Origin of the sequence: Rhodococcus sp. 05-2256-B1 (assembly GCF_002258465.1) — a bacterium.
Classification (GTDB): domain Bacteria; phylum Actinomycetota; class Actinomycetes; order Mycobacteriales; family Mycobacteriaceae; genus Rhodococcoides; species Rhodococcoides fascians.
Genome location: NZ_NOZA01000038.1, coordinates 92251 through 113973, shown reverse-complemented (window position 1 = coordinate 113973; position 21723 = coordinate 92251). Strand labels below are relative to the sequence as shown.

At 64.4% G+C, this 21723-nt stretch carries 26 protein-coding genes; 13 read left to right on the top strand and 13 right to left on the bottom strand.

Features of this window, described 5'->3' with window-relative positions; translation table 11 throughout:
• Nucleotides 1–29: 29 nt before the first annotated feature.
• Nucleotides 30–833 (bottom strand): SDR family oxidoreductase, encoded by an 804-nt coding sequence (locus tag CH285_RS24875; RefSeq protein ID WP_027495114.1) that lies wholly within the window; start codon nt 831–833, stop codon nt 30–32.
• A gap of 35 nt (nt 834–868) precedes the next feature.
• Here CH285_RS24875 and CH285_RS24870 point away from each other — a divergent pair, with 35 nt between their 5' ends.
• Together CH285_RS24870 and CH285_RS24865 are read left to right on the top strand one after the other, a co-directional pair.
• Complete coding sequence (locus CH285_RS24870; RefSeq protein WP_094644099.1) at nt 869–1669, top strand: ABC transporter ATP-binding protein; 801 nt, start codon at nt 869–871, stop codon at nt 1667–1669.
• Nucleotides 1666–3249 (top strand): ABC transporter permease, encoded by a 1584-nt coding sequence (locus tag CH285_RS24865; RefSeq protein WP_094644098.1) that lies wholly within the window; start codon nt 1666–1668, stop codon nt 3247–3249. The genes CH285_RS24870 and CH285_RS24865 overlap by 4 nt, the downstream gene beginning before the upstream one ends.
• Here the strand turns inward: CH285_RS24865 and CH285_RS24860 are convergent.
• Nucleotides 3241–3801, bottom strand: a complete 561-nt coding sequence (locus CH285_RS24860) for a sugar O-acetyltransferase (RefSeq protein ID WP_094644097.1) — start codon at nt 3799–3801, stop codon at nt 3241–3243. The genes CH285_RS24865 and CH285_RS24860 overlap by 9 nt on opposite strands.
• A gap of 23 nt (nt 3802–3824) precedes the next feature.
• On the opposite strand from CH285_RS24860, the gene CH285_RS24855 reads away from it, so the two are divergent.
• Genes CH285_RS24855 through CH285_RS24845 form a run of 3 tightly spaced genes read left to right on the top strand, consistent with a single transcriptional unit; the run spans nt 3825 to nt 6071 of the window.
• Nucleotides 3825–4778, top strand: a complete 954-nt coding sequence (locus CH285_RS24855) for a D-2-hydroxyacid dehydrogenase (protein ID WP_094644096.1) — start codon at nt 3825–3827, stop codon at nt 4776–4778.
• Between the two features lie 54 nt (nt 4779–4832).
• Nucleotides 4833–5282, top strand: coding sequence for an SRPBCC family protein (locus CH285_RS24850; RefSeq protein ID WP_027495118.1), 450 nt, complete (start codon nt 4833–4835; stop codon nt 5280–5282).
• 27 nt (nt 5283–5309) lie between these two features.
• Nucleotides 5310–6071, top strand: coding sequence for a class I SAM-dependent methyltransferase (locus CH285_RS24845; RefSeq protein WP_052718676.1), 762 nt, complete (start codon nt 5310–5312; stop codon nt 6069–6071).
• Here the strand turns inward: CH285_RS24845 and lppU are convergent.
• The 4 genes from lppU to CH285_RS24825 form a co-directional block, all read right to left on the bottom strand.
• Nucleotides 6068–6667, bottom strand: coding sequence for an LppU family putative lipoprotein (gene lppU, locus CH285_RS24840; RefSeq protein WP_032367706.1), 600 nt, complete (start codon nt 6665–6667; stop codon nt 6068–6070). The two genes, CH285_RS24845 and lppU, sit on opposite strands and share 4 nt — an antisense overlap.
• A 106-nt stretch (nt 6668–6773) precedes the next feature.
• On the bottom strand, nt 6774–8003 hold the full coding sequence (locus CH285_RS24835; protein ID WP_094644129.1) for a molybdopterin-dependent oxidoreductase: 1230 nt from the start codon (nt 8001–8003) through the stop codon (nt 6774–6776).
• 311 nt (nt 8004–8314) lie between these two features.
• Entirely contained in the window at nt 8315–9178 is an 864-nt protein-coding gene (locus CH285_RS24830) for a DUF692 domain-containing protein (protein ID WP_094644095.1), read from the bottom strand.
• Nucleotides 9151–10053, bottom strand: a complete 903-nt coding sequence (locus CH285_RS24825) for a TIGR04222 domain-containing membrane protein (protein ID WP_094644128.1) — start codon at nt 10051–10053, stop codon at nt 9151–9153. The genes CH285_RS24830 and CH285_RS24825 overlap by 28 nt, the downstream gene beginning before the upstream one ends.
• Before the next feature lie 172 nt (nt 10054–10225).
• Between CH285_RS24825 and CH285_RS24820 the strand changes: the two genes are divergently transcribed.
• The 3 genes from CH285_RS24820 to CH285_RS24810 are packed head-to-tail and all read left to right on the top strand — an operon-like array spanning nt 10226 to nt 13827.
• The gene (locus CH285_RS24820; RefSeq protein ID WP_179271320.1) at nt 10226–11473 is read left to right on the top strand and encodes an HNH endonuclease signature motif containing protein; all 1248 of its coding nucleotides are present in this window, start codon (nt 10226–10228) and stop codon (nt 11471–11473) included.
• A 60-nt stretch (nt 11474–11533) separates the two neighbouring features.
• Nucleotides 11534–12832 carry a lipase family protein gene (locus CH285_RS24815; RefSeq protein WP_094644093.1) on the top strand — a complete coding sequence of 433 codons (1299 nt, stop codon included), beginning with the start codon at nt 11534–11536 and terminating at the stop codon, nt 12830–12832.
• Between the two features lie 14 nt (nt 12833–12846).
• On the top strand, nt 12847–13827 hold the full coding sequence (locus CH285_RS24810; RefSeq protein WP_094644092.1) for an endonuclease/exonuclease/phosphatase family protein: 981 nt from the start codon (nt 12847–12849) through the stop codon (nt 13825–13827).
• Here the strand turns inward: CH285_RS24810 and CH285_RS24805 are convergent.
• The 7 genes from CH285_RS24805 to CH285_RS24775 are packed head-to-tail and all read right to left on the bottom strand — an operon-like array spanning nt 13820 to nt 16691.
• Nucleotides 13820–14419 (bottom strand): hypothetical protein, encoded by a 600-nt coding sequence (locus CH285_RS24805; protein ID WP_052061626.1) that lies wholly within the window; start codon nt 14417–14419, stop codon nt 13820–13822. The genes CH285_RS24810 and CH285_RS24805 overlap by 8 nt on opposite strands.
• 13 nt (nt 14420–14432) lie before the next feature.
• Nucleotides 14433–14975, bottom strand: a complete 543-nt coding sequence (locus tag CH285_RS24800) for a DUF6286 domain-containing protein (RefSeq protein ID WP_052053617.1) — start codon at nt 14973–14975, stop codon at nt 14433–14435.
• Nucleotides 14972–15385 carry an Asp23/Gls24 family envelope stress response protein gene (locus CH285_RS24795; protein ID WP_032367998.1) on the bottom strand — a complete coding sequence of 138 codons (414 nt, stop codon included), beginning with the start codon at nt 15383–15385 and terminating at the stop codon, nt 14972–14974. Before CH285_RS24795 ends, CH285_RS24800 begins: the two co-directional genes overlap by 4 nt.
• Nucleotides 15378–15557, bottom strand: coding sequence for a hypothetical protein (locus tag CH285_RS24790; protein ID WP_027495126.1), 180 nt, complete (start codon nt 15555–15557; stop codon nt 15378–15380). The genes CH285_RS24795 and CH285_RS24790 overlap by 8 nt, the downstream gene beginning before the upstream one ends.
• Before the next feature lie 54 nt (nt 15558–15611).
• On the bottom strand, nt 15612–15896 hold the full coding sequence (locus CH285_RS24785; protein ID WP_162182897.1) for a hypothetical protein: 285 nt from the start codon (nt 15894–15896) through the stop codon (nt 15612–15614).
• 19 nt (nt 15897–15915) lie between these two features.
• Nucleotides 15916–16206: an Asp23/Gls24 family envelope stress response protein gene (locus CH285_RS24780; RefSeq protein WP_027495127.1), complete on the bottom strand. Its 291-nt coding sequence runs from the start codon at nt 16204–16206 to the stop codon at nt 15916–15918.
• Nucleotides 16203–16691 carry an Asp23/Gls24 family envelope stress response protein gene (locus CH285_RS24775; RefSeq protein WP_027495128.1) on the bottom strand — a complete coding sequence of 163 codons (489 nt, stop codon included), beginning with the start codon at nt 16689–16691 and terminating at the stop codon, nt 16203–16205. The genes CH285_RS24780 and CH285_RS24775 overlap by 4 nt, the downstream gene beginning before the upstream one ends.
• Before the next feature lie 120 nt (nt 16692–16811).
• Between CH285_RS24775 and CH285_RS24770 the strand changes: the two genes are divergently transcribed.
• From CH285_RS24770 to kdpB, 5 genes are all read left to right on the top strand, one after another.
• Nucleotides 16812–17369: an RNA polymerase sigma factor gene (locus tag CH285_RS24770; protein WP_048318882.1), complete on the top strand. Its 558-nt coding sequence runs from the start codon at nt 16812–16814 to the stop codon at nt 17367–17369.
• Nucleotides 17354–17812, top strand: a complete 459-nt coding sequence (locus CH285_RS24765; RefSeq protein ID WP_094644091.1) for a hypothetical protein — start codon at nt 17354–17356, stop codon at nt 17810–17812. Before CH285_RS24770 ends, CH285_RS24765 begins: the two co-directional genes overlap by 16 nt.
• A 145-nt stretch (nt 17813–17957) precedes the next feature.
• The gene (locus CH285_RS28745) at nt 17958–18041 is read left to right on the top strand and encodes a potassium-transporting ATPase subunit F (RefSeq protein WP_072691966.1); all 84 of its coding nucleotides are present in this window, start codon (nt 17958–17960) and stop codon (nt 18039–18041) included.
• Nucleotides 18042–18048: 7 nt separating this feature from the next.
• The gene (kdpA, locus tag CH285_RS24755; protein WP_094644090.1) at nt 18049–19713 is read left to right on the top strand and encodes a potassium-transporting ATPase subunit KdpA; all 1665 of its coding nucleotides are present in this window, start codon (nt 18049–18051) and stop codon (nt 19711–19713) included.
• On the top strand, nt 19710–21722 hold the full coding sequence (gene kdpB, locus CH285_RS24750; protein ID WP_032392575.1) for a potassium-transporting ATPase subunit KdpB: 2013 nt from the start codon (nt 19710–19712) through the stop codon (nt 21720–21722). The genes kdpA and kdpB overlap by 4 nt, the downstream gene beginning before the upstream one ends.
• Nucleotide 21723: the final 1 nt, after the last annotated feature.

Here is a 21723-nt window from a genome sequence, read left to right as displayed (position 1 = left end):
GCTGTATTCCACCAGGTCAGGGGTTCAAACTATCTCTTCAGCCCGAACATCTTCGCAATCGTCTTCTCCATGAATGTCGCCGGCAGCAACCGTCGCGCCAGAAACACGACCGGTGCGTTGCTTCCTCTGGCGTACAAGGGTTTCGGCTTGTCGGCCTCGATGGCCTTCAGTACTACTTCGGCGACGTCCTCGGCGGAGATTCCGGTTCCCTCCTTACGATCCAGTGACGAGATCGCTGTGTGGAAGTCGTCTCGGTGGACCGAATCCGCTGCGATGTACTTGGTGCGTCGTTCGCTGATTCCGGTGTTGATCGATCCCGGTTCGACGGTGGTCATCCAGACGCCGAACGGAGAGAGTTCCAGCCGCGCGGCGTCGGAGAAGCCCTTGATGGCTGCTTTCGTCGACGCGTACGAGGAGCGGTAGGCGAGCGGAAAGCTCGCCAGCATCGACCCGACCATGACGATGCGGCCGTACCCGCGCTCACGCATGCCGGGAATGACGTTCTGCGACAGCGTCACTGCGCCGAAGACGTTCAATTGGAACAATCGCTCGATGGCGTCGGTCGGCAGTTCCTCGAAGGGCCCGGACTGGCTCTCTCCGGCATTGTTGACCAGAACATCGACGGCACCGAGCTCGGTCACGAATGCGGTGATCGACGCGGAATCGGTGAGATCGAGAGCGCGGTACTCGACGCCTGCTGCCCGTTGATCGGAGGTCATCGAATCCGGATTCCGAGAAGTGCCGATAACTCGGTAGCCGCGGGCGACCAGCGCCGACGCGACGGCCCTTCCGATGCCCGACGAAGCTCCGGTGACCACTGCGGTGCGATTCATGCCCAGATGGTACCGGTGCAGTCGGTTCGCAGCGCATGACGAAACCGCCCATACCGGCTAGTCTGTTACCCGTGCAAACGAATCCTCCCGCTTTGCTGCTCGAGCACATGTGCATGGCCTTTGGCCCCAAGATTGCGGTCGACGACCTGTCGTTGATGGTTCCGCCCGGGTCGATGTTCGGGTTGGTCGGCCCCAACGGTGCTGGTAAGACGACCTGTCTGTCCATGGCGGTCGGGCTGCTCAGACCGCAGTACGGCCGAAGCCTCGTTTTCGGGCGTGACGTCTGGGCCGATCCGATCGCGGCGAAGGAGCTGCTCGGCGTGCTACCCGACGGACTGGCATTGCCTTCCCAGTTCACCGGCCACGAGCTCCTGACCTATATGGGTCGACTGCGCGCGATGCCGGAGGACGTCATCGCGCAGCGTCGCGACGAGCTGCTGAACGCGTTGGGTCTCGCCGATGCAGGCGGAACCGTCATCGCCGACTATTCCGCCGGAATGACCAAGAAGATCGGATTGGCCTCGGCGCTGTTGCACGGGCCTCGCCTCTTGGTGTTGGACGAGCCCTTCGAAGCCGTCGATCCCATCTCGTCCACGACGATCCGCAACATCCTGATTCAGTTCGTTCGCTCCGGTGGCTCGGTGATCCTGTCCAGTCACGTCATGGCCCTCGTGGAACGGCTGTGCTCCCACGTCGGTGTCATCACCGGCGGTCGAGTCGTGGCGGCGGGAACGGTCGACGACGTCCGCGCCGGTGGCACCCTCGACGACGCCTTCGTGCGCCTCGTCGGATCCCGAGACCAGAACCCGGACGGCTTGTCCTGGATGCGCTCGTGAAGTCGGTCGGTCGCACCGTCCTGCAGATGCGAATCACGCTCTACCGCAGGCAGTTCAAGGGCGGACAAGCAGTGGTCAAGACCGTGTTCGGGTTGCTGGGGCTGGCCCTCGCGGTTCTCGCATGCGTGATGGCGGCCCGAACCGACGCATCGCAGGTATTGGTGGGCGGCACCGCAAGCCTCGGACTGACCCTGACGGGCCTGAGTTGGGTGCTCTTCCCGGTGCTGTCGGGTATCTCCGACGACAACATCCAGCCCCGCCACTTCCAATTGCTGTCCGTCGATCCTGCGCGACTGGCCCGTGCACTGCTGACCACGTCGGTGATCGGCATGGTGGTTCCGCTGACGATCGTTGCGGCGGCGTCCATTCCGATTTACGCTGCGTCCCGGTCGGTCGCAGCAGTGCCTCTGGCTCTGGTGGCCTGGCCCGCGACGGTGGTGTTCTTCGTGACGCTGTCACGGGTGGTGACGCTGGCCATGTCGCAACTACTCAAGAGTCGCCGCAGCCGCGAGTTCGCGTTGCTGGCGTTCGGCGCTGTCTTCGGAGGCCTGTACTTCCTGCAGTTCCCCATCACGCAGAATCTGGATCGTGTGCTGTCGGGTGAGGTGACGTGGCCGCTGACACTGGCCCATTCGATTCCCTTCGGCTGGGGTATCACCGGCGTCGATGCTGTGCTGGAGGGCAATTGGCTGTTGGCGATCGGCGCGGTGGTGGGATTGCTGCTGCTGGACGTCACACTGGTGTGGGCCTGGCAGCGACTGGTTCTACGCCACTTCGAGGGGCGAGTCTCGACGTCGTCGGGATCGACCCGTAAGCAGACTGCAGAGAAGGGCCGCGACGGTGCAACAGGGTGGCGGGCAACGCGCGTCGGCGCGGTAGTGACGCGAGAGCTGTCTCTGTGGCGCGGTGACATGCGTCGTCGGAGTCAGCTGCTGTCGGTGCTGATTTTCGCAGTGCTGGCCGGCATCGGCCCGCTGGTGACCGACTCGATTCCGTTCAGCGCAGCCTGGGGTGCGTGGATCGCGATCTTCATGGCGATGGGTGCGGGATCGAATTCGTACGGTCTCGACGGTGGTTCGATGTGGCACCTGGTGATGATTCCGGAGGCTCTCCCCGACGACATCCGTGGTCGGCAGATCGCGTGGTTGCTGGTCGCTACTCCCTTCGCGATCGTGCCGGTCCTGGTGGTTCGAGTGTTCGGAGATCTAGGGCTCGACCGATGGGAGATCCCTGTCGCCGTGACGATCTCGATGCTCGGAGTCAGCGCCGGTCTGACCGCCGTGAACTCCGTACGCGGTGCCTACCCGGTGCCCGAAGCTACGAAGTCGTTCTCGATGAACACACGGGGGTCGTTCACCGGAAATGCATTCGTATTCCTCATCCTCGGGATAGTGGTCCTGGCCGTGTCGGTCGTGCCCGCACTGCTTCTCGCACTGCTCCTTCCGGGAGCGTGGGCGTATCTGTCCATCCTGGTGGCCGTAGCGATCGGCTGGCTGGGGATGTGGTGGGGCGCGCGAATGGCAGTCGGCACGCTGGTTCGTGACTCCGACAGAATCCTGAACTCGGTGATCTCACGGTAGTGCGCGGATCGCCCGACACGGGTTCCCTGCAGCGAACGTATGCGGCGGTACGTCGCGGGTGACGACACTTCCGGCTCCGATCACCGAGTTCTCTCCGATCGTCACTCCGGGACAGACGATGACGCCTCCGCCGAGCCAGACATTGTCTCCGATAGTGATGGGAAAGGCGCTCTCCCAACGAGATCGACGAGCATCGTGGTCCTCCATGGGATGCAGCGCCGTCAGTAGCTGGGCCCGTGGACCGATCGAGACGTCGTTCCCGATCGTGATCGGTGCACAGTCCAACAGAATAGCGTCGTAGTTCAGAAAGCTGTTGGACCCGATGGAAATGTATGTGCCGTAGTCGCATTGGAATCGTGGCATGATCCACGAGTCCGCTCCGATGGAACCGAGTAGGTCGCCGAGCAGTTCACGTCTTTCTGCGTCCTGGTCTGCCTCGGTTGCGTTGAATCTGTCGAGCAGCTTTCCACACGACACCCGAGACGCCACCAAGTCGGGATCATTGTCTCGATAGAGTTCGCCGCGCAACATCCGGTCCCGATTCTCGCTCATGGACCAGAGGCTATCTTTGTCCCGTGATCAATGTGCTCGTGGTCGAGAGTGATTCGGACCGAAAGGCCTTCCCGTCGATTGGCGGAGTCCACTTCCGGAGCTGCACGATCCCCGAACTCGTCGATGCGGTGTCGTGGGCGGAGGTTCTACTGTTTCGCACGTTCGAGGCAGTCGACCTGCAGAATGTGTGGCCGCACGCCGACAAGCTTCGCTGGATTCATGTGTCGAGCGCCGGGGTCGATCGGGTGCTGGATCCGGTGCTGCGGGACAGTCCGTGGGTACTGACCAACTCCGGCGGCATTCTCGACCGTGCGATCGCCGAGTACGTCGCTGCGGGCGTTCTGGCGTCGATGAAGAAGCTGCCCGAAGCGCTTCGGCGGCAACGCGAACGGGTCTGGGAGCATCGCCTCACCAGTGGAATCCACAATCGAAGGGTGCTGGTCGTCGGTCCGGGTTCGATCGGCCGCGCCATCGGTCGCGTTCTCGGTGCACTCGGCATGCGTGTCGAGGCGGCCGGCACATCCGAGCGACCGGGCGATGCGGAGTTCGAGAGAATTCGTTCGGTGGACGAGTTACCCGCCTACGCAGGTGAATACGACGTGGTGGTGCTGGCAGCGCCGCTGACCGAAAAGACTCGCGGTCTCGTGGATGCGGAGGTCCTCGGGGCAATGCGTCACGACGCGGGGCTGGTCAACATCGCTCGTGGGCCCGTTGTCGACGAACAGGCCTTGTGTGAGGCGTTGGATTCCGGGGCGATCGGATGGGCTGTGTTGGATGTCTTCGAGGTCGAGCCACTTCCGGCGTCGAGTCCGCTGTGGGAGCTCGACAACGTAATTCTGACGGCGCATCTGGCCGGTGACGCCGACGACTTCGCCGATCGGCTGTGGACGCTGTTCGAGGACAATCTCGATAGGTATCGGCGGAACGAGTCCCTGGTCAATGTGGTGGACAAGCAGGCGGGCTACGTCCGCCGGTAGAAGCCGACGTCAATCTATGTGTAACACGCCGTCGCGTGTATTAGTGTCGGTGGAATGCGTGAGATAAACCATTCGGCGGTCGCGTCGACACCCCGCGACGCGGCTTTCGCCTACCTCGACGACTATCGAAACGTCCCGCGGTGGATGTTCGGGATCACGCGGTTCGAGCCGAGGAGTGAGACCACCTCCGGTCTCGGGGCGACGTACGACGCAACCATGCAGATCGGCCCCAAGTCATTGAATTCGATCGTGCGCGTCACCGAATGGATCGAGAACGAGCGACTCACGCTCGAATCGGTCGAAGGCCTGTCCAACTCATCGACCTGGTCTTTCACGGACCTGGATGAGGGCCGGACCCGCCTCGATGTCATCTTCCGTTACAGCCTGCCCGGGGGCATCGCCGGCAAAGTTCTCGGGGCCGTCGTGGAGCCCGTCGTCGGGCAGGCGATTCGGCACACCGAGTCCACATTGCGGTCGCAACTGGAATCGGCCGAACATCGGTAGTCCCGAATAATCGGTACTCTGGCTAACGTGACGGACGAGCCGGAACGACCCCGCGGATTGAGCTTCGGCAGAGTCGCCGAGGAGTACGACCGGGCTCGCCCTGGATACCCGGCGGCGCTGTACACGGATGTTCTTGCCGGCGGTGCGACCCGCGTGTTGGAAGCGGGAGCCGGCACCGGAAAAGCCACCGTCGCGTTGGCCGAACGCGGCGCTTCGGTGGTTGCCGTCGAGCCGGATTCGGGTATGGCCGAGGTGATCCGACGCCGCACCGAGAACATGGACGTCGATGTTCAGGTCTCCCGGTTCGAGGATTTCGTCTGCGCGCCGTCATCGTTCGATGTCGTCGTGGCCGCTCAAGCGTGGCACTGGGTGGACCCCGATCGAGGAGCCGCGGTGGCGGCTCGTGCGTTGGTCCCCGGGGGATCACTTCGGTTGTGGTGGAACATGCCCGGTCAGCTCGACGGACCGGTGTGGGAGTCGGTACGGGCTGCGTACATCGCCACCGAGCCGGACGCCGCACCGCTGTTGGCGCACTCCCTCGGCGTGCAATCCGAGACCGCGGTACCCCGCGCGGCCGGCTTCGGCCCCTGGTCCACGTCGACGTACGAGTGGGTTCAGCGTTACTCCGCAGACGAATTCTGCGCGATGGCCGCGACGTACTCGAGTCACCTGATTCTCACCGACACACGTCGGCAGGAAGTGCTCCGAGCGGTTCATGCGGCTATCGACAGCCACGGCCACCTGGATTATCGGTACGTCACGCAGATGATGACGGCGACTCGAGGCTAGGCCACCGTCGTGGTGCAGACGACGAATTGCCGTGCTTCGTAGGCGAATCCGCCTTCGGGGCAGTCGTTGGGGTCCGCGGTACCGGTCTTGATCTCGGTGACCTTCTCGACGCTCGTCGCGCTGGGGTCTGCGCAATCGACTCGGGCGGGCTCGTCCATTCCGGTACTCGGCACGCTCATGCAGCCGTCGATCACCCAGTCGACGTCGAGGCACAGTGCGCCCTGCTCGACACCGTTCAGAGTCTCGTAGTACGTCTGGTTGACGTCGGTGGGGCACTGCTCGTTCTCTGCGGCTTTGGCGATGACCTTGTAGTTGGACTCCATGCTGCCGCATTCGGCGTTGTCGATTTCGGCGGCCGTCATCGTGCCACCGAGCTTGACGCACTGGCCGATCTCGACGTCGATGTCGGTGGAGCCACCGGCGTCGATGCCTTCCTGTCCGGACACGTTGTCGGTGGTGGTGGGGGCTGCGGAGCTGCTGGAGGCGGTGGTGTCTGCGGCAACGGCGGTGCCGGCGTCGGACGACGAACAGCCCGCGGCGAGCATCAGCGTGAGGGCTGCACCCGCGGCGAGAAGGCCTCGAGATAGTGCGTGCATCGTGGCATGACCTTTTGGACTCGTCCAGGCGAAGGAGCATTCCTTCGTCGGCAGCCCCGCGGGCCACCGATGAAAGATTCTCGACCATCCGGGCGGTTTTGCAAAGTCACGAACGGAACACGATGCGCGCCACCCACTTGGTGTTGTGCACACCGGGAAGCGCGGGAACGATGACGCGTGCCGGGTAGCCGTGATCGAGCGAGAGATCGACGCCGTTGACTTTCAATGCCAACAGTGAATCGGGATGGAGCGCTTGATTACCCTGCAGCACAGCACGACCGAATGGGCCACCCTGTTCTATCGAGATGACTTCCGCGGACCTGGGTGCGGGTACACCTGCCAATGCTGCGAGTTCGGCCAACGGAACGCCCGTCCAACTCTGCGTGGTCGACCATCCTTCGACACAGGCGATGGGAAGTTCGGCGGTGTGCTGAGTCATCGACAGCAGCCTGCCGCGGGAGAGAACCACCGGTTCCATGTTCTCCGAAGTACTTTCGACGGACAGTGTCCAGTCTGCGCCCGTCTGTTCTTCGGTGACCCCGGCCGCCTCGGCAGTGCGATTGATCTGAAAGTCGTTGGGCCCGTCGCCGTACGAACGTCCCCGCGGAAGGAGAATTGCTGCCTTGCGTAGGACGCCGCCGACGGTCTGCCCCACCGTCAACACGGCCACGAAACCCATTCCGGCGGCGACCAATCCGAGCGCACCGCGTCGGCTCATGGTCTGGTGTGGCCGGCTCGGCGCTTCGTTGCGGGCGCGCAGGACGTCCATCAACGATTCCGATCGAAGGGTCCGCCACATCAGCGGCACCTTGAGGCCGAGGTGCACCAGGAATCCGGCGATGAAAACCCAGGCACCGAAGTAGTGAGCGGCGTAGAAGTCGAAGCCGAACACGTAGTCGTACTGGATGTTCAGCACGCCGGTCACGATCTCGAACAGCAGACCTCCGACGAGTGCCAGCAGCGACAGTCGCTCGAGTGCATGTGCCGGCGACCGCACCGGCGGCAGTTCGACGAGCTTGGGCATCACCGACCAGAGCTTGGCGATCACGAGCGGGACGATGATCAGGCCCAGCCCGACGTGCAGGCCCTGCGTCAGCTGGTACAGCCAGGCCGGGTTCGTCGGCCAGTCGAAGAACGGTAAACGCAACCACCCGACGGCACCTGGTCTGGCTTGGCCGAATTGCGGCCCGTAGGCACTGTAGGACAGCAGGCCCGTCAGAATCACGATCGGCAGCGCAACGAGCAGCACCGCGCCGAACACCGACGTCAACCACGTGCTGCGCAGCGGACTGCGAAAGCGCGCGAGCGGGTTGGGTGCGTCGGCCATGTATGGCATTCGCTGCCCGACCCGTCCCGGATGTGTGGCGGCGAGTTCCCCTTCCTGTTCCATGGCTCGGTAGAAGGCCTCGGCATCCTCGGCCGTCGACACCTTGGGGCGGCTCGACGCCCATCGGCGGAACAGCATTTCGTATCGGTCGCCCAACGCCGAGGGCAGTGCCGGATAGCGTGCCGCGATCTCGGCCGCTCGCTTGTTCAGCAAAGCCGCTCGGACAGTGTCCACTGTCGCAGAATCGAATTCGGCGGGCAGTGGCCCACCTGCCACGAGAGCGCGCACCAACTCTTCTTGACGGCGAGCCAGGTCGTCGTTCACCTCGTGTACCCGGACGTCCGTACCCCGGTGATGCGATCGAGTCCCGCGGCATCCGCGATCGAATCCAGTTCTGCGAGAAGCTCGGCCTCGGGTGGATAGTGACCGTCGCGTTCGAGCATCAGGGGCGTGCGATGCCCAGCCGTCGCAAAGGTTCGTAGTAGTTCGAGGACTTCGTCGGGCACCGGCTCAGTGTGGGTGTCGTGATAGATGCCGCCGCGGACCGTGCCACCGGCGATGTGGCAGTAAGCAATTCGATCCAGCGGCAGGCGTTCGAGTTCGGTCCACGGGTCGCGGCCCCGATTGAGTGCGTTCGCGTACACGTTGGCGATGTCGAGCACCAGGCTCACGCCGGTCCGCTCGACGAGTTCTGCCAGGAACTCACTCTCGGTCAACTGGTCTTCCGGCCAATCGAACAGGGCTGCAATGTTTTCCACCGCCAGTGGAACCGGCACAACATCCTGCGTTCGTGCGATGTTTCGCGCGAGCGCCGTCAGGGCTTCGTGGGTGCGCGGCACCGGAAGCAGATGACCGGCCTCGATGCCGTCGGCGCGGACGAAGGCGATGTGCTCGCTCACCAGTGGGGATCCGAGCATCGAGGCGACTCGTGCCAGTCGGTCGATACGGTGCTGCTCCACCGGCTCCGCACCGCCCAACGACAACGAGATTCCGTGCGCGACGACGGGAACTCCCAATGCGACGAGGCGATCGGGTGCCTGCTCACCGATCGATTCGGCGATGACCTCGCAGAACGCCAGCCCCGGCAGTTCCGAGACGATGCCGGATATCTCCGAGCGCCAACCGATTCCGAGCCCCACGGGCACTGCGTCGACGTTCAACCTCCACAACCTCCGCCGCCGCATCCCCCACCGCCGCCACCGCAACTGCTGCTGCCGCCGTCGCCTCCGCTGCCACCGCTGTCGCCGCCGAAGCCGAACGACGCGGCCCCACCGGCCTGAGCGGTGCCGTAGCTGAGCGCACCGGCCATCGCTGGATCGAGCATCAGCAGGGCGCCTGCTCCGAAGATGGCTGCCGACATTCCAGCGCGAGTCGGCCCGTATGCGGTGAAGGACGGTCGCGCGCGGGGTGAGAGGTAATCGTTCTCGGCGCGGAGCCGGCGTAGTTCGGTATCTCCCGCGGCTGTCCGACGGCGTCGACGAAGCAGAACCGGCACGGCCGCGAACAGGACGAACACGATCGCGACGAGAAACCAGACGGGCTTGCCGTTCGCGGTGCCGGCGACGATGCGGGCAATTCCGACTGCGATGACGAAGACCACCGGGAATACCCGTGTGACAGCGGAGCCGCGTGCGCCGTGCAGCAGACCCTCGTCGACGAGAGTGCTCCGCAGTTGCGCGCATGTGCCCGACATGTTCGCCACCAGTCGGGAGCGAACCAGGGGTGCTTTACCGCTACCGAGGCGTTCGAGAACGGTGCGGGTGAACCAGTCCAGCTGTGACCGCTCGATGGCGCTCAGCTCGCGGCGCTTTCTTCCTTGCGAGTCGATGATCTCGGCACCGCGAAGTATGGCCAACGATGCCATCACTGCCTGAGAGTCGCTGGTGAGCACACCTACTTCGGGTGGTGTGAGCACGCGGCCTGCCGACGTCACCGGGGTCGATCGGTGAGCGGCTATCCAGTTCCCCGCCATCGTCAGGAGTATCGCGAGAACTGCCGCGAGCAGGTACCAGCGGAGAAAGTCTGTGCTGGGGATGCCCCAGGTGTCCGAACCGCTCATGGCCACACCCACTTTCCGTCGGATCCAGCATCTGATGCTCAGTATCGGGCCCGTGGGCGAGAAAGCAACCCCGACGACGTCCCCGCGGGGACGGGTGCGTCGGTCTCCCGCCGTTCTTGTCGGTGCCTCGTCGTACTGTCGCCGAACATACATTCGACGAGTGGGGGCATTCATGGTCGAGACTGCAGACATCGAGACGGAGATATGCGCGCTGGCGGGCCAGATCGCGGCTGCATCTGCGCAGTATCTGATCCTGGTCGGTGAGTTCGATGCTCGACGCGGGTGGGCCGCGTGGGAGACGAGGTCCTGTGCGCACTGGTTGTCCTGGCGCGCGGGAGTCGATCTGCACACTGCCCGTGAGCAGGTACGGGTGGCCAAGGCGATGCGAGAGCTGCCCCTGATCACCTCTGCGTACCTGAGCGGCGCGGTGTCGTATTCGAAGGTGCGCGCGATGACCCGTGTCGCAACAGCCGACAACGAAGCGTCACTGTTGCAGAAGGCGCTCGATGCACCCGCCGCGCACATAGAACGTCTCTGCCGTGGTCTGAAGAAGGCGATGCGGCCGACCAGGGGCAACGGTGTCGACCTCGATCCGTGTGTGGGACGGTGGCGCTGGGACGACGAGGACGGCTCGCTCGTGGTGACGGCGCGCTTTCGGCCCGAGGACGGCAAGCGATTTCTGGCCGCCGTGACCAGGGCCGAGTACGAGCGCACTCGCACGGAGGTGGAATCCGAGGGTGACCGGTCGGCCCCGGCACCGCCGAACCCCGTTCCTGCGCTCGTCGCAATGGCGGAGATGGTGTGTGACGCCATCGATTCTCCGGTCGTCTCACCTGCCGCGGACGTGTTGGTCCACCTCGGAGACAGCACCGAAGCAGGGTGCGATCATGCTCATTTCGACGACGGACCTGGTCTGGACGACGAAACTCTCGCTCAGGTGTTGTGTTCGTCGGTCATGCGAGTCGTCGGTCACGGCCGGTTGGGAAAAACTGTGCGGTGGAGTACCACGGCCAAAGCTCCGAGTCGAACCCAGTTGCGTCAGTTGATCATTCGCGATCGATGCTGCTCGGTGCCCGGGTGCAGGCGCACCCGATTTCTGCATGCTCACCACGTCACCTACCGCTCGCGGGGAGGCGCGACCTCGCTCGACAACTTGGTCCTGCTGTGCGGCGAACACCATCGAGCACTGCACGACGGCTACTTCCTCATCGAATCCCTCGGCCACCAACGATTCACGTTCCGGCACCCATCGGGAGCAGAGATGGTTCATGCGCCGGCGCTGTCCAGAGACACGGAGGTCCTCCGGCGGCAATATCAGCACATCGAACCCGACGCCATTGTCCCGAACTGGGGCGGGGAAGGCCTCGACCTGAGCTACGCGACCGACGTTCTGATCACCAACTGGCAGCAGGCTGCATGAAACGGGGCCGTTCAGGGCAAGTTAGTGTGACGAAGAGACTCGGACAAGAAGCGGTGGGATATGAGCGTCGACAGATCGATGGCGGACGAACAGTCCTGGCCGGTGGAACCATGGCCGAGCTGCGAGGATGCAACCAGGCCTGAGAACGACCCGTTCTACGCCGCGCCCGAGGGTTACGAAGCAGCTCTACCGGGGACGATTCTCAAGGTGAGGCCTGTCGAGGTCGCGATGTTCGGCCACGTGCGACAGCGAGTCGACGCATGGCAGCTGCTGTACCGCACCGCTGATCTTGGCGGTGTACCGCAGGCCAGTGTGACGACGGTGCTGCGGCCGCAGAATGCCGAACCGGTGTTGCTCTCGTACCAGTGCGCCATCGACGGCGTCGCGTCCTCGTGCTTTCCGTCCTACGCGCTTCGACGCGGCTCGAAGGCCCTCGGCGCAGTTCCTCAGTTCGAGTTTCTGCTGGTTCTGCATGCCCTGCGCCGCGGATGGACCATCTCGATCCCCGACCACGAGGGACCGGACGGACATTGGGGGTCGCCGCAGGAACCAGGATTCTGCACACTCGACGCGATCCGCGCGGCGCTGTCGTTCGAGTCGTTGGAACTGCACGAGAGCACACCCGTCGCATTGTGGGGATATTCGGGCGGCGGGCTCGCGACGTCGTGGGCCGCGGAGATGGCCCCCGAATACGCACCGGAGATCGAGCTCGTCGGTGCCGCCCTCGGCTCCCCCGTCGGCGATCCGGGTTCTGCGTTCACCAGGCTCAACGCGACGCTGCACGCGGCTCTGCCGACGCTTGTTGTCGCGGGACTGCGACGCACCTACCCCGATCTCGATCGTGTGGTGCGTCAGTACGTCAGCGAGGACGGAATGCGCATTCTCGATTCCGTCGAATCGATGACGACCGTTCGCGCCGTCAGACGGCTTGCCCGGCACGATCTCGACAACTACATCGACATTCCGCTCGCCGACCTACTCGCCCTACCCGAGATCGTGCAGGTGTTCCAGGACATCCAGCCCGGTCGCACTGCTCCGTCGGTGCCGCTGCTGGTCGTGCAGGCCGTGCACGACCAGATCATTGCCGTCGACGACGTCGACGGCCAGGTCGATCGGTATCTCGAAGCCGGCGCACACGTCACCTACCTGCGAGATCGATTGAGCGAGCACCTGTCGCTGCATCCGCTCAGTGCGCCCCTGACCCTCGATTGGCTGGCCGATCGCTTTGCCGGCCTTCCTGTTGCCGAACCCGCGACCAGAACGGTGTGGTCGACGGCGTTCTCGTTCGCGGCTGTACGGGGCTTGATGTCTCTGACCTGGACAACCGTCCGAGCATTGACCGTCGGCGTCAGGGCGTAGCTACTCTCGGTGCGATGCAGCGAACCTGGGTACGGATTCTCACCGGAACGATCGCGACGCTGGGCATCGTCACCGGACTCGTCGCGATGGGGGCGTACTACACCGACACCCGCATCAACGTTCTGATCGCGCTGGCATCGTTCGTTCCCCTGATGCTCGTCGCTGTCGTGGTCGGTGCCGTCGTCGCGCTGATCGGTAGGCAATGGATTCTGGCGGCGGTGTCGGCGGTCGTGTTGGCAGCAGCCGCTGTGGCGTACGCACCTCTGTACGTGGCCGACGCGGCATCCCAGGACGACGCGAGCGGCAATGCCGTCCGGCTGCGGGTGATGCAGGCCAACCTGATGGTGGGCAGCGCCGATCCGTCGGTCGTCGTCGGATCGGCACGCGACAATGCCGTCGACGTCGTGACGATCCAAGAGCTGACCGATGCGTCGGTGCTCGGGCTGCGGGATGCCGGCATGGAGCAACTCTTTCCGTACAGCTACCTGCGAGCGTTGCCGACGGGTGGTGGAGGTGCCGGAATCTACAGTCGCACACCGCTGTCCGACAACCGCGAACTGGATGGCTTCGGGCCGGTGAACCTGGCCACCTCCGTCGACGTTCCCGGATCGGAGCCAGTGACGCTGCTGGCCGTCCATCCCGGCCCCGCATACGTCACCCCGGCCGATATCTGGACTGCCGAATTGGACACGCTCCGTAGCGATCTCGAGGCGGTGTCTGCGAGCGGTCCCGTCATTGTCAGCGGTGATTTCAACACCACGTATTCGCACAAGAAGTTCAGGAACCTACTCGATGCCGGATATTCCGACGCTGCAGCACAATTGGGGATGGGGCTGATACCGACCTATCCCACGGACAAGGGCACTCCGGCCGTCGTCGGCATCGACCATATTCTCACCAATTCCGGGCACGCCCGATCACTGGAAAGAATCGACCTCCCGGGATCGGACCACCACGGTCTGATCGGGGAGATCGAGTTCTCCGGAGTCAGCTGACGCGCGCCGACTGCTTGCGAGACTTGCCGCACTGCAACAGAATTCGCACCTTGGCTGGAGTTCCGTCGAGTGAGGTCACGATGTCGTCACGGGTCCGTGCTGCGGCGTCGGAGACCTGCTCGAGGGACGTTACGGCTGGGTCGAGCGTCGCGACGATCTCGACCACGCGCTGCCCCCTGTCCGAGACAGAGCGACCGGAGGCCGAGACGATTCCATCGTGACCTGCCAGCGACTTGGCTGCACTACGGGCGGCGGTGCCGAGGTCGACGCTGAGCCTGCCGTCGACCTGCTCTCCGTCCACGTTCGTGACGTCGGCCGACGTGGATCCGAAGGCCACGGTCCCGACCGATCGGCGCGGCAGGTGCGCGAGCAACCACCACAGACCCAGCAGGATCAGCACGACAGCGGCTACGCCGAGAGCCCAGGGCCACCAACCGGCGTCGACGGCGGTGTCGACGAACGCGGCGTCCAGCCGCTCGCGGCCGGGAAGCTCGCCGCGTTCCCACGCGATGGCTCCGCCACCGAGAGCGATCAGAGCCAGCCCGACGACGGCTGTGCCGGTGCGGTCGAGCGATGCGGTTGCACGTTTCACAGCTGCTGTCCTTTCATGAGGCCTGTCCTGTCGTGCGCACTCGGGTGCGCACCTTGGGTGCCGACGCGAGTGGGCGGAGGGCGTCGTCCACGGACGTCACGACCGCGGATTTGAGAGCCGAGGTGTCGGTACCGGCCACGGTGGATACGGCGACGGTGACCTTCTTGTTGCCCGCCTTGGCGGACGCGGTGTCGACGCCGACACTGTCCAGGGCGGCAGATCGCGCGACGGCAGCGACGTCGCCCTTACGAAGCCAGACGCCCTGCTCGGTGAGAGCACGGTGGGTGCGACGACGTGGGCGAATTGCCACGAACACGAGAACGAATCCGATGACGACGGCGGCGATACCTGCGGGCAGCATCCACTGCTGAGCGGTGAGCCCGTCGAGGTTCGATGCGGCCGGGCCGACCCACTCGGAGCCGTCGAGAGCGCCCAGCTTCAGCAGCGCCTCGCGGCCGAGTACGACTCCGGCGGCGATGAGAACGAGAGCGAACAGGACGGCCGGAACAGCTGCGGTGGGGTTGGCCACCGGCTTCTTGCTTGCTTGCTCTGTCACTGCACTCTCCCTTCTTCGCTGGTGGGCTCGGCCGGTATGCATTCGACGGTCACGTCGACTCGGTCGACGGTGTAGATACCGAGTTCGGACAGGTCTCTGGCCACGGCGGCGCGAACGTTCGCAGCCACTTTCGCCAACGGTGAGGGCCAGGTGACTCCGACTGAGACCTTCGCTCGCACGCGCTCGCCGGTGATCGTCACATCGGCCTTCGGCAGATCACGCCCACCGAGGAGGTGCAGTCCGGGCTGGCGGTCGGTGACGGAGTCGGTGCCGCGGGCCGCCAGAACGGCCAGGCGTTCGACTGCCTTGTGCTTGATCTCCAGGGAACCGCGATCGCCGGGGTCCGCGAGTGACCCCGAGGTTGCTGCCGGTGTCCCGGGGGTCGTGGGGGCTGCTGCTGTGTCAGTCACGACCGCGACCACGCATGATCGAGTTCAGATCCAGTTCACCGTCGATGTAGCGGCCGACGAAGAAACCGAGTCCGCCGAGGACGATGGCGATGAGGAAGCCGGTGAAGCCGCCGGCTGCTGCGGCGATGGCCAGCAGAAGTCCCACGAACAAACCGATGGTTGCAGTGGTCATGGTCTTGATCTCCAGTCAGAGTGTTCGGAATCCGAGGTGTCGGATGTCGAGGGTTCAGATGTCGAAGTAGTTGCGTCGAGTGACGCGTTTGCGGAGCCGGGCGATGCGTTTCGGCAGTGTGCGCAGTGGCGTCGGTACCGAGGACGAGCGGAACGCTGTCGGTGCGCTGGCAGTGTTGATCGGAGTCGACGGAAGTACGGCGAACCGGCGGTCGACTTCGGCGAGCTCTGCCATGTACCGGGCGGGATCACCACCGATGTCGGGGTGGTGTTCTCGGGCCACAGCGCGCCGGGCCGCCTTGTACGCGGCGGCCCGGTCGCGCGCTGAATGCTCGTTCACCTGGTCAGACTCGCACAATTCAGACCCGCACGACATCCTCGACTGTGACGTGCACGGGCCCGTCGACCATTGCCGCGACGGTGCTGCGCACTGCCTCGGCGGTCTCCCGTACGGCGTAGCCGAACTGGAGAGTGACGTGTACCTCGGTGCCGTCGTCTGCGATCCGGATGCCAGCGACGCGGCGTCCGGGTAGATAGGTCGCAGCCTCGCCGAACATGCCGCCGTGCAGCCCGACGACACCGTCGATCGCCTGTACGGCGTCGGCGATGTCCTCGGACTTGTCACGGTCCGTCGGGTTCGGGTCGGTCACTGCACTCGGGTGGAGGCGGTCTCGGTGGTCTCCTCTTCGTCCGAGCCGTCGTCCAGGTAGATGTCGTGAACGACGATGTTGACCTCGGTGACCTCGAGGCCCGTCATGCGCTCGACGGCGTTGATGACGTTGCGACGAATGCCTGCTGCGAGGTCTGCGATCGAGACGCCGTAATCGGCGACGATGTCGATGTCGACCGCTGCCTGACGCTCGCCGACCTCGACCGAGACGCCCTGCGACTGGTTGACGCGGGCACCGGGGATACGCTCGCGCAGGGCACCGATCGCGCGGCTCGCTCCGCCGCCGACGGCATGTACGCCCTGGACCTCACGGGTGGCGATGCCGGCGATCTTCGAGACGACGGTATCGGCAATGGTGGTGCGGCCCTGCGAGCTGACGAGCACGGAATCCGACTTCGTGGTGATGTCGGTCTTGCCTTCGCCTGCTGCGGATACGGTTGCCTTGGTGTCCGTCGTGGAGCTCATGACTGCCTCTCTTCGCTGAGTAGTGGTGCACAGTGTGTGTCAGGAGTTGGTCGTAGCTCGATCACCGAAACGCACGTACAAATAAAGTGACCTACGTCATAGATTACGTCTGGGGGCCCGATGGAGTGGAGAGATGCGTCGGACCGCGTACTCGTCGGCGCAGCCGCGCTCGGCGAGACGGATGCGTTCGAGGAGATCGTGGGCCGATACGGACCGGAGATGTTTCGGTACGCCCGAAACATGCTGTCCGATCAGGGTGCAGCAGAGGAGGTGGTGCAGGACGCGTTCGTCGCAGCGTGGAAGGGACTCGACAACTTCCGGGGCGATTCGGCTCTGCGCACCTGGCTGTTCTCGTTGGTCTCGCACAAAGTGATAGATCATCGCCGGCGTCGCAGCGTTCCTCCTGCCGAAGACTGGGTATTCGAGCGCAAGAGCACGGGCGCGGGCAGTGATCCCGAGGCGGACGTCGAAGCAGACAGCTTCATGGCCGAATTGGGTGTGGCACTGGCGGAGTTGCCCTATCGGCAACGGGCCTGCTGGTTGCTTCGGGAGGTCGAGGGCCTGACCCATCCGGAGATCGGCGCGATCATGACGTTGTCCGCAGGAGCAGTACGAGGTCAATTGACCAGAGCACGAGCAACATTGAGCGAAAGGTTGGCGACATGGCGAACCCGGTAGAACCGAATGCGGTTCTCGCGCGTGCTGCCACCGAGCTTCGGGAGGCACCGCAGGAACCGAACTGGGTGGACATCAGCTCGTCCATCCTCGCGAAAGTGCGCAATACGACGCGTCGCACCTGGCCGATCGACAGCGCCTTCCCGGCGGGTTCAGCGGCCGATCCACGGGACTCACTGCGGATCAGCGATCACATCGTCAAGACGACGTTGCGCCGTGCTCTCGCGGGCGTACACGGTGCACAGCCCACCGAGATCGACCTCGATCTCGAGGATCACGCCTGCACAGGTCTGTTCGTCGCGGTGATCGGCGTGTACGGCGACGATCTGCAGGCGGCAGGCGAAGAACTGGCATCGATCGCCATCGACGTGGTTACGGACCTGCTCGGCGTCACCCTCGGCAGGGATGCGGTCGAAATCCGCGTCGACGACATCGAGGAGCGCTAGCGGATCGCGATCGGCCGAGGAGCGCTAGCGGATCGCGATCGGCCGAGGAGCGCTAGCGTAAAAACTCCGTCATGACCGCAGGTCGTGAGCGTAGGAAAGCGTAAGGAACGCGTTTTCGTTCGCTGGTGGGATCCAAGATCGAGCAATGACCGAATTGCTCTGTCTCACGGTGGCCGCGTTCGTCGCGGTCTACCTGTTCGTCGCTCTTCTCGATCCCGAGAGGTTCTGACGCCGCCATGAATCCTGCTCTGCTTGCCGGTCTTCAGATCGCTGTGGTCATCGTCGTGTTGGCGGCGGCGTACGTGCCGCTCGGTGACTACATGGCCCGGGTGTTCGGTTCGACCCACGACACTCGGGTCGAGAGTCTGCTCTATCGGGTGGCCCGGGTGAACTCGTCGTCGGAACAGACCTGGGTCGGCTATTCCACCAGCCTGCTCGGGTTCTCGTTCGCCGGGGTCGTATTCCTGTTCGTACTGCAGCGAATTCAAGGTGTGCTCCCGCTGAACGGTGGCCTGTCGGGGGTGAGTCCGGCGATGGCGTTCAACACTGCGGCGTCGTTCGTCACCAACACCAACTGGCAGTCGTACGTTCCCGAGACCACGCTGTCGAATCTGACGCAGCCGCTGGGGCTGGCGGTGCAGAACTTCGTCTCTGCTGCAGTCGGTCTCGCGGTGGCGATCGCCGTCGTGCGCGGCTTCGTTCGGGTGTCGACGGGCGGTGAGCTCGGCAATTTCTGGGTCGACCTCACGCGCGGGACGCTCCGTATTCTGCTGCCGCTCTCCGTGCTCGTCGCGGTGATCATGCTGACTCAGGGCACCGTGATGTCGTTCTCGTCCGGCTTCACCTCCACCGGTCTCGATGGGCAGACGGTCACCAATGCGCTTGCGCCCGTTGCCTCGCAGGAGGCGATCAAGGAGATCGGCACCAACGGTGGTGGCATTCTGGCGGCCAACTCGGCGCACCCGTTCGAGAACCCGACACCACTGACCAACATCGTGCAGATCATCTCGTTGCTGCTGATCCCGGTGGCCCTCACTCGTACGTTCGGCACGATGATCGGCAACCGCAAGCAGGGTCTGACGCTGCTGGCGGTGATGGCGACGCTGTGGGCGACGTTGTTGGCGGTGACGTTGTTCGCCGAATCCGGTACCCGTGGAGTGGCAGCAACGGCCGCGGGCGCGATGATGGAAGGCAAGGAAGTTCGCTTCGGCATCCCGGCGTCTGCGCTGTTCGCGGTGTCGACGACCGGAACATCGACCGGCGCAGTCAATTCGGCCCACGACAGTATGTCTGCGCTGGGCGGCGGAGCGGTGTTGCTGAACATGCTGTTCGGCGAGATCGCGCCGGGTGGCGTCGGCACCGGTCTCTACGGATTGCTGGTGCTTGCGGTCATCGCGGTCTTCGTCGGTGGCCTGCTCGTCGGCCGGACCCCGGAATTCCTCGGTAAGAAGCTGGGTCGACGGGCCATCACGATGGCCGCGCTCTCGGTTCTCGTGATGCCGATCCTCGTGCTCGTCGGAACGTCGATCACGGTGATACTCGAATCGACGACGAGCTATCAGGGCAACCCCGGCATCCACGGATTCACCGAGGTGCTCTACGCCTACGCCTCCGCTGCGAACAACAACGGCAGTGCTTTCGGCGGCTTGACGGTGACGAGCGACTGGTTCCAGATCTCCCTCGGTATCGCGATGCTGCTCGGCCGGTTTCTGCCGATCGTCTTCGTATTGGCCCTGGCCGGTTCGCTTGCGACGACCAAACGCAGCGCGCCCAACGCCGGCACCCTGCCCACCGATGGACCGTTGTTCGGCACGCTGCTGATCGGTACCTCGATCCTGGTCGCGGCCCTCACCTTCTTCCCCGCACTTGCTCTCGGACCCATAGCAGAGGCCATGCAATGAACCTGTCACTGAACACCGCTCTACCCGGCGCGTTCCGCAAACTCGATCCGCGTCACCTGGCCCGCAACCCGGTCATGTTCGTCGTCTTCCTCGGCTCGATCGTCACGACGATCCTGTCGATTGCTCAGCCGTCGGTGTTCGCCTGGTTCGTCACCGGCTGGCTGTGGTTCACGGTGCTGTTCGCGAACCTCGCCGAATCCGTCGCCGAAGGTCGCGGCAAGGCGCAGGCCGCCAGCCTGCGAAAGGTGAAGCAAGACACCACTGCTCGACGACGCACGGCGTCGGGTGCCGAGTTCGTGATCACCGAGGTGGCCGGTGCCGAATTGAAGGTCGGCGACGAGGTCGTCGTCTCGGCCGGTGAGGTCATTCCCGGCGACGGCGATGTCATCGAGGGCATTGCAACCGTCGACGAATCCGCCATCACCGGTGAGTCGGCTCCCGTGGTCCGTGAATCCGGCGGCGATCGGTCGGCCGTCACCGGCGGCACCATCGTGCTCTCCGATGAGATCGTCGTGAAAATCACTGCAGCGCAGGGCGAGACGTTCGTGGATCGGATGATCGCCCTCGTCGAGGGCGCGGCGCGGCAGAAGACGCCGAACGAGATCGCCCTGAACATCCTGCTCGCGTCGCTGACCATCGTGTTTCTCTTCGCTGTCGTCGCCATCGGTCCGATGTCGAATTACGCGGGACAGCAACAGGATCCAATCCAGCTGATTGCCCTGCTCGTCTGCCTGATCCCCACGACCATCGGGGCACTGCTCTCGGCCATCGGTATCGCGGGCATGGACCGGTTGGTGCAGCGCAACGTACTGGCAATGTCCGGCCGGGCAGTGGAGGCGGCAGGCGACATCGACACGCTGCTGATGGACAAGACCGGCACCATCACCTTCGGTAACCGCCGCGCCACCGGTCTGCATCCGGCGACGGGCATCGACGCCGCCGAATTGGCTCGCGCAGCTCGGCTGTCGTCGCTGGCCGACGGCACCCCCGAGGGGCGCAGCATCGTCGAACTGGTCGAGCGAGACTTCGAATCCGTCACGGCAGAAGGCGAATCCGAGCGCGGCGAGTTCGTGGCGTTCACGGCGCAAACTCGGATGAGCGGGTTGGATCTACCGGGCATGGAGATCCGCAAGGGTGCAGCGGATTCGGTCTACAGTTGGATTCGCGACGGCGGCGGGACGGCCGATCTGGACGGCACCGTGCACGACATCGCCCAGAACGGCGGCACGCCGCTGGTGGTCGCGGTACGCGAAACCGGTTCTCCCGCTCGCGCTCTCGGCGTCGTCGAACTCTCGGACGTCGTCAAACCCGGCATTGCCGAACGGTTCGCTCAGCTGCGGGCCATGGGCATCCGAACGGTGATGGTCACCGGCGACAATCCGCTGACCGCCAAAGCCATTGCTGCCGAGGCAGGCGTCGACGACTACCTGGCCGAGGCCACTCCCGAGGACAAGCTCACGCTCATCCGGCAGGAGCAGGAAGGCGGCAGGCTCGTTGCGATGACCGGCGACGGTACCAACGACGCCCCGGCTCTCGCCCAGGCCGACGTCGGCGTCGCGATGAACACCGGCACCTCGGCCGCCAAGGAAGCCGGCAACATGGTGGACCTCGATTCCGATCCGACCAAACTCATCGAGATCGTCGAGATCGGCAAGCAGTTGCTCATCACGCGCGGAGCTCTGACGACGTTCTCGTTGGCCAACGACCTGGCGAAGTACTTCGCGATTCTGCCGGCGATGTTCTCCACCGTCTATCCCCAGCTGGGCGGGCTCAACATCATGCACCTGGCGACCCCGGAATCGGCGATCCTGTCCGCGGTGATCTTCAACGCGCTCGTCATCGTGGCGCTGATTCCGTTGGCACTCAAAGGTGTTCGATACACCCCGGCATCCGCGGCTGCGTTGCTGCGGCGGAACCTACTGGTCTACGGCGTCGGCGGCGTCATCAGTCCGTTCGTCGGTATCTGGCTCATCGACCTGCTCGTTCGACTCATTCCAGGGATTGGCTGAC

Bases quoted from the DNA above. Each gene is read 5' to 3' on its own strand.
- CH285_RS24875 (WP_027495114.1), bottom strand. From the start codon at position 833: ATGAATCGCACCGCAGTGGTCACCGGAGCTTCGTCGGGCATCGGAAGG.
- CH285_RS24870 (WP_094644099.1), top strand. From the start codon at position 869: ATGACGAAACCGCCCATACCGGCTAGTCTGTTACCCGTGCAAACGAAT.
- CH285_RS24860 (WP_094644097.1), bottom strand. From the start codon at position 3,801: ATGAGCGAGAATCGGGACCGGATGTTGCGCGGCGAACTCTATCGAGAC.
- CH285_RS24850 (WP_027495118.1), top strand. From the start codon at position 4,833: ATGCGTGAGATAAACCATTCGGCGGTCGCGTCGACACCCCGCGACGCG.
- lppU (WP_032367706.1), bottom strand. From the start codon at position 6,667: ATGCACGCACTATCTCGAGGCCTTCTCGCCGCGGGTGCAGCCCTCACG.
- CH285_RS24835 (WP_094644129.1), bottom strand. From the start codon at position 8,003: ATGCCATACATGGCCGACGCACCCAACCCGCTCGCGCGCTTTCGCAGT.
- CH285_RS24830 (WP_094644095.1), bottom strand. From the start codon at position 9,178: ATGCGGCGGCGGAGGTTGTGGAGGTTGAACGTCGACGCAGTGCCCGTG.
- CH285_RS24825 (WP_094644128.1), bottom strand. From the start codon at position 10,053: ATGAGCGGTTCGGACACCTGGGGCATCCCCAGCACAGACTTTCTCCGC.
- CH285_RS24820 (WP_179271320.1), top strand. From the start codon at position 10,226: ATGGTCGAGACTGCAGACATCGAGACGGAGATATGCGCGCTGGCGGGC.
- CH285_RS24815 (WP_094644093.1), top strand. From the start codon at position 11,534: ATGAGCGTCGACAGATCGATGGCGGACGAACAGTCCTGGCCGGTGGAA.
- CH285_RS24810 (WP_094644092.1), top strand. From the start codon at position 12,847: ATGCAGCGAACCTGGGTACGGATTCTCACCGGAACGATCGCGACGCTG.
- CH285_RS24790 (WP_027495126.1), bottom strand. From the start codon at position 15,557: ATGACCACTGCAACCATCGGTTTGTTCGTGGGACTTCTGCTGGCCATC.
- CH285_RS24775 (WP_027495128.1), bottom strand. From the start codon at position 16,691: ATGAGCTCCACGACGGACACCAAGGCAACCGTATCCGCAGCAGGCGAA.
- CH285_RS24770 (WP_048318882.1), top strand. From the start codon at position 16,812: ATGGAGTGGAGAGATGCGTCGGACCGCGTACTCGTCGGCGCAGCCGCG.
- CH285_RS24765 (WP_094644091.1), top strand. From the start codon at position 17,354: ATGGCGAACCCGGTAGAACCGAATGCGGTTCTCGCGCGTGCTGCCACC.
- CH285_RS28745 (WP_072691966.1), top strand. From the start codon at position 17,958: ATGACCGAATTGCTCTGTCTCACGGTGGCCGCGTTCGTCGCGGTCTAC.
- kdpA (WP_094644090.1), top strand. From the start codon at position 18,049: ATGAATCCTGCTCTGCTTGCCGGTCTTCAGATCGCTGTGGTCATCGTC.
- kdpB (WP_032392575.1), top strand. From the start codon at position 19,710: ATGAACCTGTCACTGAACACCGCTCTACCCGGCGCGTTCCGCAAACTC.